Origin of the sequence: Flavobacterium sp. PS2 (assembly GCF_046250155.1) — a bacterium.
GTDB lineage: Bacteria > Bacteroidota > Bacteroidia > Flavobacteriales > Flavobacteriaceae > Flavobacterium.
Window position 1 is genome coordinate 4,689,266 of the sequence record NZ_CP176426.1, and the last position, 13,325, is coordinate 4,702,590.

General features: G+C 29.9%; 7 protein-coding genes. All 7 read left to right on the plus strand.

The features are described 5' to 3' along the window. The first annotated feature begins 177 nt into the window (after window positions 1-177). The 7 genes from ACJ6WR_RS20355 (at window position 178) to ACJ6WR_RS20385 (ending at window position 13,251) form a co-directional block, all read left to right on the plus strand. Complete coding sequence (locus ACJ6WR_RS20355; protein ID WP_409416306.1) at window positions 178-3,432, plus strand: hypothetical protein; 3,255 nt, start codon at window positions 178-180, stop codon at window positions 3,430-3,432. Further along, window positions 3,433-9,348, plus strand: a complete 5,916-nt coding sequence (locus ACJ6WR_RS20360; RefSeq protein WP_409416307.1) for a DEAD/DEAH box helicase — start codon at window positions 3,433-3,435, stop codon at window positions 9,346-9,348. Window positions 9,349-9,355: 7 nt separating this feature from the next. Continuing rightward, window positions 9,356-10,408 carry a PD-(D/E)XK nuclease family protein gene (locus tag ACJ6WR_RS20365; RefSeq protein WP_409416308.1) on the plus strand — a complete coding sequence of 351 codons (1,053 nt, stop codon included), beginning with the start codon at window positions 9,356-9,358 and terminating at the stop codon, window positions 10,406-10,408. Window positions 10,409-10,772: 364 nt separating this feature from the next. After that, window positions 10,773-11,096, plus strand: coding sequence for a hypothetical protein (locus tag ACJ6WR_RS20370; protein ID WP_409416309.1), 324 nt, complete (start codon window positions 10,773-10,775; stop codon window positions 11,094-11,096). Window positions 11,097-11,130: 34 nt separating this feature from the next. Then, entirely contained in the window at window positions 11,131-11,373 is a 243-nt protein-coding gene (locus ACJ6WR_RS20375; protein ID WP_409416310.1) for a hypothetical protein, read from the plus strand. 4 nt (window positions 11,374-11,377) lie between these two features. After that, the gene (locus ACJ6WR_RS20380) at window positions 11,378-11,650 is read left to right on the plus strand and encodes a helix-turn-helix transcriptional regulator (RefSeq protein ID WP_409416311.1); all 273 of its coding nucleotides are present in this window, start codon (window positions 11,378-11,380) and stop codon (window positions 11,648-11,650) included. Then, window positions 11,650-13,251, plus strand: a complete 1,602-nt coding sequence (locus ACJ6WR_RS20385; protein WP_409416312.1) for a DNA cytosine methyltransferase — start codon at window positions 11,650-11,652, stop codon at window positions 13,249-13,251. Before ACJ6WR_RS20380 ends, ACJ6WR_RS20385 begins: the two co-directional genes overlap by 1 nt. Window positions 13,252-13,325: the final 74 nt, after the last annotated feature.

Genomic DNA, 13,325 nt, shown 5'->3' on the forward strand with positions numbered 1-13,325 from the left:
TTTTAAAGTTCTATTAAAAAATATTTCAAGAAAAGCTTAAAAATTACAATGATTTGAACGTAATTTAATCAATTATACGGGCGATATTTGGACAGTAAGAATGATAAGTTTTTACGCTGGATTATAAAATATTACTAAATAGCCTATTATGTGCGATCAATTAAAGAATACGAAATAATGGCAGATAAAATAATAGGTGAAGAGAAAATCATAGAATCTGGGCAAGAATGGTCTAAAGAAGAAATAATAAAAGTCTATTATCTTTTTAGAAAACTCAATGGGCTGGGTTTACATGAGAGTAATCCCGAAATTCAAAAATTGGCCTATGAATTAGATAGAAATATTAGATCGATACAAGTACAAATACTAATATTTAGTTCATTAGAGAGAATAGGTACTTATAATCATGGCAACATCGATAAATTAAGTATTCAAGTTTGGAATGAATTTGAGTTTAAAAGAAATTTTAAACCAATTATACCTTTTGAGAATATTAAAGTTATAAATGAATCCCAGCCTGGAAATTTATTATCTTATTCTAATTTAGAAAAGGAAGAATTAAGTAATGAAAGTTCAAAAATTAATTCAGATTATATATCAATCGTAATTGATGATCAAGAAAATGAAATCTTAATTTTTAATTACAAAAAATGGAATAAACTACTTATCGAATATTTTTTTAATTCAAAGAACGAAGCAAAAGAAATACCATGTTTTTTTGTATATGAGGAATTATTTGAAGAAATCTCAGACTTTAAATATACATATTCTGATTTTGAATTATCTATAGAAAAAGAATTAAGATCTAAATTATTTTCAGACAAATTTAGTGAATTATATGAATTAAGTAAGCCAAATACAATTGAAGGGAGAACTTTAAGGAAGCCAATACCTGAGTATTTTGGGCTGTTAATATATTTAATTTTAAGCTTGAGTAAATCACAAAATGAAACCCTAAGTGTCTCAAATGTTTATACTCGAATAAATACTATTGGAAAAAGTCGATTTAAAAATAAATGGAACGATATCAATACAGGATTTGCAAAGGATATTTTAGAGTTAGTCTGGATTGATTTAGAAGATTGGTCTAAAAATTTCAAAGCTAAGAAAATAGGTTATTTTAGTATACAAGAGCCTAAGAACAAGCAAAGAAAATATGTCTCTCGAATAGAAAGACATGGATTATTTAATTCATACCACTTTAGGCAATTGTTTAATGTGTTGATTGATATTGGGATAACTCCCAAAGAAAATATTTTTGCTGAAAAATGGTTAGAAATATTTAAAGAAAATAAAAAGAGAATTGGCAATTCTGAAATCATTATTGATTATTTAAAAGAAGACTCAGAATTAAAAGAAACTTTGTTGAAATTTATAAATGACTATTATCAAAATAATTTTATAGATTCAATAATATCTTCAAATTCAGGGAATATTCGTAAGCCATGTATTCCATTACTTTTTTGTTTAAAAGAGTTGCCTCGATGGTCTAGTAAAATAGAAATAGAGAATATTTATTTTAGGGCCTTTTCAAATGAATTAGATGAAGATATTATTAATTTACAAGGTGTTGTTTTAAATGTTGAACATGAATACAAAGAATACTCCAAGAAAATAGTATTTGACTGGATACCAAAAAAAGATTTTTCAATTAGAAATGGAAATAGTGGAAGATATTCAATTACAGGAGCTTGTAAATGGCTAGTTTTAAATAGACAATTAGAAGAATGGATTGAAGTTTTAGTACCTACTAATGCAATAAATATTCTTGTATTAGTTAATTCTGAAAAACTACTTTTTGTTAAAGAAGCATTTAATATGCAGATTGAAGTTTATGAAACTCCATGGTTAGATTATAGTTTTGTTGAATTTGAAAATTTAACAGAATCTCAGTTTAAAAACTTAAATAATCTTCTTGGGTATAAACAGATAATCGAGGGGAAAATTGAGCTAGTTGGTAATTTCTTGCTCGATAGAAGAAGAGTTATTTTAAAAGAATTTGAAAGCTCGTTTAAATATTCAGGGCCCGTGGCAGAACCAAAATTAATTGCCAAAAGCATAGAAGATGATCAAGAATGGGAATTAGCAATGGCTCTAAATGGAACAGATGGATTATTTGTGTTGGACAACAATATTCCTGAAAATGTACAATTCTATGTTTACGAGAGGCAGTCAAATGTAAAAAGCCACTTTTTTTATACAACAGGAGAGTTAAGCAATAGAGAACATAGTAATGTTTTTCGCCCATATTCAAAAGATCAAGATGGGGTAAATATTGTTGAAAGAGTGATTCAGTCTGAAGATATATTTGATATTCCGATAAACTTTAACAGAGAGGACTTTGATACTGTTAAATTCAATACATGGAACGGAAATCTGTGGAATATCTTTAAATCCGGGGAGAGTGACTATATTACAAAAAACTTGAATAGTTTTAGTTACAATAAAGATCATAAAGGGGAAAAACTATTAAATTATTTATCAGTTAATAATTCTATTAAGACATTTGAATTTGTTACCCTTATCAAAGAATTAAACCCAACAATAAGCTCTCAGTTTAGTAAAAGGGTAATGCATTATTGGAGAGATTTAGGCTATATTAATTTTCAAACATATGGTGAAGTAATTAGAGTTTCTCCTACTAATTTATTTTTTATTGAGTCGCCAAAAGGATTAAAAGCATTTCTAACTGGTTTTAGAAACAACGCATTTATTGAAAAATTAGTTGCTGCCTGTCTGGAGCTAAATTTGATAATTCAATCGACAAGTCATTATGGAAATGAATCAGAAATATTGCCTTATAGAATAGAAATTTATGATAAATTGGGTGATTTAGACAGGTTCAAAAAGCTTGCTCAAAAAATAGGAATTGAATATATTAACAATATAGAGAATCCATTCAACAGCAGTTATGCTGTATATCAATTGGCCTGTTTTTATACACAAAGGTCCATTAAAGAACTTGATGCTTATCTAAGTACAAAACTTTTATATGCAACTGATCACCATAGGAAACTAATTTTTGATTCAGAAAGTTACATCTGGAAAGAATCGACAAAAGATATAAATACTGTTTCAGGGCCGGCCCTTATACGATATGATGGATTTAAGGATAGACAAATGATTCACATATATAAGGATGAAAATGGCACTAAAGTTTTAGATGATTATGCATTGTGCAGTTTCAAACTCATTGAAAATAATGTTTTCTATCAAAAAAAGGATAGCGTTCAAGATGTTTCTGATTTGTATATTCCATTAAACATGAAACTACCATTTTGGATAGAAAGAGGGTTGCTTTTAATTGATGCAAGAATACCTATTTTGGATAGGTATCAAAACAAATCTTATCGAGTATATAGAAATATTCATAATAGTATAATACAATTAATTGAAAGTAAATTAAATCAACAATGTAATATTATAAATTAAATGATAAATCCATTAGGAATTTTTGAAAAAGTAAAAGAAGGTTATATATCATATATCAAAACTGCTTTCGGTACTCGTTATGAGGAATTTGAAAGTAATAGAGAGAACTTACTTAATACTGATAAAGTTTTGTATCGACAACCTTGGATTGAACCTTTGCTTGAATACAAAAGTGCAGAAGGAAAAGAAATTAAAAATTTATCACAAAGAGATCTATCAGGACTCACAAAAGAAGAGGTGGAACTCTTTAAGGGCTTTGTTTCTAAAGGTCTATTTATGGGAGATTTTCCATTGTATGAGCATCAATTTAGAATGCTTCAATCTGCATTACAAGGAAATAACTGTGTTATTACTTCAGGAACAGGATCTGGTAAAACAGAAGCTTTTTTACTCCCATTAATTGCATACTTGCTAAAAGATTTATCAAAATATATCCACGTTACTGCATGTGTTAATGAAATTGGTCCGCACACAAATGGACAAGGTAAAAGAAATATACTACTTGATGGTAATGATGCTAGATTAGCTGATTGCGTTTTACAGCGATCTAATGAAAATCGTCCACAAGTTATGAAGGCGCTTATTGTTTACCCTATGAATGCCCTTGTTGAGGATCAGCTTACAAGATTAAGAATGACTTTAGACAATGATGTAATCCGTAAATTTTGTGATAAAGAGTTGAATGGTAACAGAATATTTTTTGGAAGATATAATAGTACAACTCCTGTTTCAGGTAGTCTTTCAAAGATAAATGATTTAGGTGAAATTGAAATAAATGAGTCAAAATGGCAACAATTGGCTACAGAACTAAGTAATATCCAAAAAACCTATGATGAAATTGAAGCCTATTTAGTATCAGATGAGGGGCAGAAATTATCAGATAAAGAAAAATTAGAATTGAAAACTAATTTTCAAAGATTAGATGGCGCAGAGATGCGATCACGTTTTGATATGCATCAAACACCTCCAGATATTCTAATTACCAACTTTTCAATGCTTAGTATTATTCTTATGAGAGCTATAGAGAGTGGAATGCTTGAAGAGACTAAAAAATGGTTAGAATGCACTACAGATTGGGATTTGAAAAATTTAAGTGATGCCCAAAGAACAAAAGAAAAAGAAGAAAGAATTTTTCATATTGTAATTGATGAACTTCACTTGTATCGTGGTACACCAGGTACTGAAATTTCGTATTTATTAAGACTATTATATTCTAGATTAGGTCTAGATCCTTCTTCATCAAAAGTAAGATTTTTAGCTTCTTCAGCTTCTTTGGATGGACAGGAAGGAAGTCGAGAATATGAGGATAGCCAATCATTTCTTAAAGGATTCTTTGGACTAAATAAAGAAATGAAAGTAATTGATGGAACTTATAAATTGCCAAAAGAGATTAGAAAACCTATCGAGCCATCAACCTATATTAAATTAGCGGATTTCGCTTCTGAAATTTCCAGCTCAAATGAAGAGGATTTTATAGATGAGTTGGGGATAAAAGTAGCTGAATGGAAGCAATGTGTTGTTGAAGAAGGAGTGTCTCAACTATTGAAAGAAATAAACTTAGATGAGAATTTAAATTCGCAATTAGTTTTTGCTTTTAAGTCTTTGGATAAGGGATCAGAAAATTATCGATTCAGACCTTTTCCAGTATTTAATAAGGAAAATGATGAGGATAAAACAGAACAGTTCATTTCCATAGGAAGACAATTATTTGGAGATTTAAAAAATGACGAACAAATTTATAAAGCTATAAAAGGTCTTTTATTGATTCGTGGTCTATTTGATACTAAATATGGTAAAGGTATAAAATGTAACTTGCCTAGATTTAGAATGCATTTTTTTATTCGAAATATAGAAGGACTGTGGACAACATTAAAAAATGATGAAGGAGGAGAATTAAGTAGAGACAGAAATGAAGATCCATTTGATGAACTATTAGAATTTTCAAGTATTAAGCATCATAAAAAGCGGGTTTTTGAGTCTCTTTATTGTGAAAATTGTGGGACAACTTTTGTTGGAGGAACGAAAATTAAATATACTGATAAAAAAACATTTAGGGATGAAATAATTACTACCCCACCAGAAATTGAAAGCATTCCTGAAAAGTCTCAATCTGCAATGGTCGAAAGACGATCTGAACTCGATTATGCAGTTTTTTGGCCAAAATATTTAGAAGGAGACGAGATCATTTCAGATTTACTGGAAGAAAATTTATGGGAGATAAGGTATTTAGGAAACAACGATGGAAAACTTTATTATAATCGGAGACCCAATACAGTAGAAGGATTATATTTTAATCCCAGTGGAGGTGTAAAACCATCAAATGAGTCGGGAACAGCCTTACCACATAGTTGCCCTAATTGTGCAGCAGATTATGAATATCGTAAGAAAAGAAAATCACCTATAAGAGGGTTTAGAACTGGTTTTGGTAAAACAAATCAAATATTAGCGAAGGAGTTATTTACTGCCATACCAAACACGGAAAAACAACCAAGAAAGTTAGTTGCTTTTTCTGACAGTAGAGAGGAGTCTGCCAGATTTGCTAATGATATTGAGAAAGAGAATTATAATCAAATAATTAAGGAATTATTATTAGATCAGCGTGAAGAAACAATTTTTGCAAAAGAATTTCTTGATGCTTTGGAAGTTGGAAATTTGAATCTGCAGAGGGATCTATTTAAAAAAATGGATCAAAAATATGCAAGAAAAATAAAGATGGCATACAGTGCAATAAATGATGATGTTATTCCTGCACAGACACAAGATGAAAGACTTGTTGCTGATGTAAAGCAAGCTACTATTAAATTGGAGGATTTAGTTGATAAAATTATATTTGGTTTAGTTAAGAAAGGTATTAATCCTGCTGGCCCTGCTTCATCAAAAGAAAGGTTATTAGTGCGAGAAGGTAAATACTTTGAAAGTACTGAGCATTGGAAAGACTGCTTTGATTGGCAACAAGCTACAATAAATGAAGGAAAAATTGTTGGTGTGCATTCTGAAGAAATACTAATGAATGGGATAAGAGTACCTGTTTATAAGGAAATAAGTTCTTTTATTTTTGGACGCCTATTCTATAGTATGGAGTCTTCTGCTTTAGGATTGGTTGAGATATCCACTAAAACAAAAAACCCTTTACCAAGTTTAATTACTAATTCCGATTATGCACAAGCATTAAATACTTTAGCTAGAATTTTAGGAGATAATTATAAACACAACAAAACAGATAGCACCTATGTTCAAAAATTGATAAGAAATTATGGCGATTTATCTAAAAAGAGACCTGAAAGAAAATATATAAAAAGCGTTGCTCTAAATAAAGCAATTGATGAAGAACAATTAGGAGAAGCCTTATGGAATTCATTAACTAATGAATATAGACATTCTGACGGAGTATTAAAATTAGAAAATTTAAGGATTAATTTTGCTGACGATGATGATAAAGTTTATGAATGTGGGTATTGTAAGACCATTCACTTACACCCTTCTGCTGGTGTTTGTAAATCTTGCTTTAAGCAATTACCCGAAACTTCAAGCAGAACCACTAAAGAAACCAGAAAGCGTAATTTTTATGCTAAGCAATTATTAGATAATCATGAAGTTATTAGAATGCGTTGTGAAGAATTAACAGGGCAAACAGATAATCAACTTGAAAGACAACGACTTTTTAAAGGAATTATAACAGGTCCAAATAAAATTGTAGAAGAAATAGATCTATTAAGTGTTACCACTACCTTAGAAGTGGGTGTTGATATTGGATCTTTGCAAGCTGTTTATCAAGGAAATATGTCTCCGATGCGATTTAACTACCAACAGAGAGTAGGACGAGCTGGACGAGCTGGACAAGCATTTAATATTGCTTTAACATTTTGTAGAGGAAGAAGCCATGATGAATATTTTTTCAATAATCCAGAAAGAATGACAGGAGATCTTTCACCAGTTCCATTTTTAAGTCAAGCTCAAGATCAAATTCTTTATAGAATGATTATTAAAGGGATTTTACAGAGATATTTTGAAAATTTTACTACATCTGGATCTGTACATGGAGAGTTCGGTAAAATAGAAGATTTTTTTAATAAAGATCATAACAATTTCAATGACCTTAAAAAATGGGTCGATGTTCAAGATAATTGGAAGGATATCTATGATTCTTTAACTTTAAATTTATTTGTTAATAATAAATTGTATCTGGGTTATAATATTGATGGTTTTACACAATGGATAGAAGAAAAATTTCTACAAAAATTTTCTGACATTCAAAAAGGATATGCATCTGGTGACTTATCTGAAGCTATGGCCGATTCAGGAATTTTACCAATGTCTGGAATGCCAACAGGTTTAAGGAATCTTATTGTAGGATTTGAAAAAAAATCAGAAAATAGTTTTATGCCAAAAACAATAAGTCGTCCAATTGAGAGAGCTATATTTGATTTTGCCCCAGGGGCTCAAAAAACTAAAGATAAAAGAATTTATACAAGTGTTGGATTGACTCCAAACATAGGGGAAATATATAAAGATTTTAGTAATAAAGGAACTTGGAAAGCCCGTTGCTATGATAATGATGCCTATAAAAAACCAGTATGGGTTGTGGTGAATTTACAAAATAATATTTTAAAAACGCTGCAACATATAGAAGGTGAATCAGTAGATGATAAAATTAATAAAAATTGTGAAAAAGCTTATTTAGTAGTTTTTCCAAATGCTTTTAGGACGGATTGGAGTAATGAACCACAAGATCGAGAGGTTGATCAAGAAATTAGCACTTCTAAACCACTATTGTTTTCTGAAGCTATAAGCCCTGATGAGAAAGGTAAAAAACAGGGAAATTGCATTGTTGGCATCGCTCTTAGTGATTTTACCTGGCGATTGAATACTAATGGAGAAGAAGGGTTTAATTTTCTGCAGACTACTGATAAATATTATGCAGATTTTAATAATCAATTCTTGGATTTGGGTTTAAAAAAGAAATTGGGTTTCGGTTTTAATGAGGCAATTAAAAAATCTGGAATTAATATTAAATTATCAGATGAAACTCAAAATGGCAAAAAGTTATCTTTAGGAGCTAAAAAAACTACAAATGTAATACGTTTACATCCTGAAAACTTAGATTTTTCATTGGATATAAACCCATTCCATACTACAAATCAAGCGAAGAAAGTTAGTTCCAAGGGAGCATTTCATTCAGCGGCCTATTTATTACAAAGGTGTCTAGCGGATCTCTTAGATGTTTCACCTGAAGAGATTGAATTGGCTGCAATTACGGAGCAAGAACTGGATGATTTGACAGGAAGAAGCACTGGAAGAATAGTGTTGTCCGATGAATTACCTAATGGATCTGGCTTTGTTGATTATCTTCATAATAATATTGATGAATTCTTTAAAATGTGTTTAAAGCCTAGTCCTCAAAATAGATATACTTACAGTTTTATCAATGAAGAGCATGCCAAAATATGTAAAGATTCTTGCTATAAAGATTTAAGGAATTATAGGAATTTAAATTATCATGGAATCCTAGATTGGAGATTGGCAGTTGGTCTTATAAGAGTTTTGTCAGATGCTTCATATTTATCAGGTTTAGATGGCAATTGGGATTATATTGAAATTAGAGATTGGCCTGAAATGGCAGATGAATATGCTAGAGATTTCGCTATGAATTTGGGTATTGATATTATTCAAAACCCAAGTTATTACCGCGTTATAGAAAATATTCCTATTATCACTTATAAGAATATTAACATTGTAATCACACATCCTTTTTGGAATACAAAAAGTTTTCCAAATAAATCTGCTCTTTCAATAGTAGTAGCTGAATGTGAGAATTTAAATAAAATATTTTTTGTAGATACTTTTAACTTAAATAGAAGAATGGCTTGGTGTTATGAAGAGTTTTTCGAATGGTTAAGAAATAGTAATAATCAATGATTTAACTGTGATAAATAAAATTGAAAAAATAAGTCCAAGTATGCTTGTTTCTTTTGAAAAATGCAAGTTAAAATTTAGTCTGGATAGTAATATTAGCGTAGGAAGAGGATATAGTCATGAGCTTAATATAAATTCGTTTTTGGGTAGTTTAATTCATAAAGTTTTAGAAACTTATTATAAAGAAATTTATGATTTAAAACTGTTTGATTATAAGTGGGAAGCCTCTTTAATAGAAATGAGTAAATACCTTAGACTTGAATCAGAAGATGATGTTTTAGAATATATTAAATATTGGGTTCCGGCTTATTACCCTAAAAAGATAAATACTCTTAAAATTCTGACCAACTATAAGCTATTGGCTGGAGGTATTATTTATCCAGAAAAGAAAGTGCATTATAAAAATGTCTATGGAATTATTGACTTGTATGAGATAAGTGATGATAAAATACGTATTACAGACTTTAAAACGGGGATCTTATTTAATACTGAAGACGGAATGAATATAGGTGTGAAAGAAGCTTATATTGAACAATTAAAAACATATGGATATATAATATATCAAACCACCGGGTTCCAAGCGCAAAACATTGAGTTAGTAATTAAAGGATTGGGAAATAATGAGATATATTCTTTCAATTGTACTCATGAAGAATATGTTGAACATGGCATAAAGATTGACAACTTGATAAATGAGACTAATACTCTTATAGATTTAGGAAACACAAATCTTTTAGCAACACCTAAAGCTGATATTTGTGATTTTTGTAATCATCAATTTAAATGTCCAGCACTTCATTTCTCTGTAAGAAATCAGTTAGAAAAATGGGAGAAAATTGTTTTATTGGAAAAAATAAATACGAGCTTTGACTTTAAGGAACTTTCAATAAATATAATAGTTAATGACAAAACTGTATCTATTCACAACATCCCAGAAAAGGATTTTGTGATGATTAAAAAAAGGAATGAGCTTGGTAAAGAAGTACTAATTACGCAATTATTTCAAGTTCATAATTCTAATGTTAAAAAGTGGAGTAAACTAACAAAGTACATAGTTGTTTAAGACAAAGGTCCAAGTAACCACATCCTGTTTGTATAAGTAATACGAAATAACCAGAATAAGTGAAACAAGAAATATTGTAATGAAAGATAGGAAAGCTTCTGTGATTTTTTTATAATTAAAAGGTTTTAAAATAATTTTGAGCTTGTTATTTAATGAATTCACATTCTTATTAATTCCATAATTAAACTTGTTAATAAAATGTTCAGTATATTGCACTTTTTCGAATTCGTTTTTCTATATTTGCTAAATAGAATTACAAGTAATCCATATAAAGAGATTTATTATGAAGACAATTAAAAAGGGGCAAATCGTAAAATTTCACACTCCTTTACCAGAGGAAAATCCCAATCAAATATATGTTGTTTTGGAAGTGATAGAAGATGATGAAAGACCTAGGGCCGAAATTCAAGCTTTGAATACGGGATTATCTTTTGCTCCAATAAATACTGTACGATTAGGAGAATTAGAAATTGTAGAAGTAAATATGGATGATTTAATTGGTCATAAAGTCACAATCAATAAATCTGATTATTCTCAAGTGGAAGGAAGGGTAATTAAAGTGAGTGACCAAAAAATAGAAGTAAACTTATCCAATGAAGTTTATGGTGTTGAGACTAATGTTTGGCTTACTGTCGTTGATAGTAATGGCATAGAACATTTAGGAACCTTATTTGTAAAGCCAGAGTAAATAATAGAATAGAACGATCAAAATTGAGATTATTATGAGTACATACATAAATGATGAGGAAAAACTAAAGCATCCTTACTATAAACTGATGGAATTAAGAGGTGATGCTCTGGAAGCAGAATTAAATTCTAAGTCTAGATTAGATTTAATAGAATGGCTTAGTTGGAACGACCGTAATGGAGTTTACAAAGATGACGAATCATTACAAGAGTTTGGAAATATAGTAAGTAAAAGTGAGGCTATTGAAATTATTACTAGGCAAATAACGCAAGCATAAAAAAATGACAAACAGTGACGCTCAAATAGCAGAGAATTCTATGATAAGTTACCTCCAAGATTGTCGTTTAAAAATGGGCGTTTCAATTCGTGAAATTCGAGAAAAAAGAGGATATAATCAGGAACAACTGGCAGAAATTATGAAAGTTAGTAGAACTACTATTTCTAAAATTGAAAGCGGTAAGTTCAATTGCAGTATAGATTATCTGTCTAAGTTTTCATGGTTTTTGGAATTTGATTTTGTTATCAATGTAAGAGAAAATAATAAATTAAAATAATGAGTGAATTAACACATATTGAACTTTTTGCTGGATGTGGAGGAATGAGTCTTGGATTAGAGACTGCCGGATTTGATTTACTTTTCGCAAATGAATTATCGCCCATGGCAGGGGAAACGTTTGCTTATAATATTTTAGGAGAAAACTTGGAACGTAAATCAGAACTTGGTGAAAAAGCAAATAATACGCTTTGGATCAAAAGTAATTATGCTCAAGATAATTTAAAAGATAGATTACGAGAAAATCCTTTTGAGACAGCAAAAGGAAAATATTCAGATTTAGATGCAAAAACAGATTTAAATGGAAAACTTTTAATTGGAAATATTGATTATTTCTTAGAGTTTCTAAACAAGAACAATAAGATAGTAAATCAACTTAAAAAGAAGAATGTAGATTTAATATCAGGTGGACCTCCTTGTCAAAGTTTTAGCTTAGCAGGTAAAAGAGAAAAAAATAATGAAAAGAATCAATTGCCACTATCTTTTTCAAAACTAGCAGGCTTAATTCAGCCAAAGATTGTATTACTAGAAAATGTAAAGGGTATTACTGCTCCTTTTACAGAAAATGGAGAAAAATATTATGCATGGTTGGAGGTATGTAAAGCGTTTGTTCTTGAAGGCTTTGTTCCGGTGTGTATGATGTTGAACTCTAAATATTTTGGTGTTCCTCAAAACAGACCTAGATTTATTTTGATGGCTTACAGAAAGGACATTTTTAATAAAATTTTAAAGAAAAATAACAAGAACGAAATACTTAAAAACTCAGACAAATTTTATAAAATTGTCTCGGAGAATATAAATTCACTTGAAAAGATTACTATCAAAGATTTTAACTACTATGATATAGAATCTAATCCCGAATTATTTGATGGTTTAGTTTTACCCAAAATGACATATAGTCTTGATGATTTTATTAGTACAAGTGAAGCTATAGGAGATATTTTAAGAGCCGATATTCAATATGATATTAATAAAACTGCAGGGAAATATGCTACTTCGCTTAACAATATTTTTAGTAAAAACACACTGGAAGACTTCTCTAAAATAAAAAACCATGAGCCTAGAAATCATAATCCAATTATAAGGTCAAGATTTAGATTTTATCAAGTAATAGAACAATTCCAAAATGGATTAAAAAAGGGAGCTACAGATTTATTCTCAGGAAAAAAAGTATCACCAGATGTACTGGCTAAACTTAATGTAGAATTTTCTCAGCACAAATTATTGTTTATTAAAGATAAGGGGGAAATTTCAAAGTATCCAAGAAATTTAGAGGAAGTTGAAGTGTTAATGAAATCTATACCGACTAAAAAACATTCTCAGAGGGCATTAAAAGAATTTGGTCCTGCTCCAGCTCAGTTGACTGTACCAGATGATTTGTGCCATTATCACTCTGAGCAACCCAGAACATTAACGGTTCGGGAAATGGCAAGATTTCAATCATTTCCCGATTGGTTTGAATTTAGATCAAAAGTAACCACTGGTGGTAAAATGAGAAAATTCCAAGTACCTCAATATACTCAAGTGGGTAATGCAGTGCCACCCTTATTAGCTAAATCTTTAGGTGAAGTGTTGAAAAAACAATTGAAACTGATAGAGTAATCTTAAAATATATTGACCAAAGGTCAATATTGTGGATTGATCATAATTCAGATGATATTGTAATAGTTTAGGTA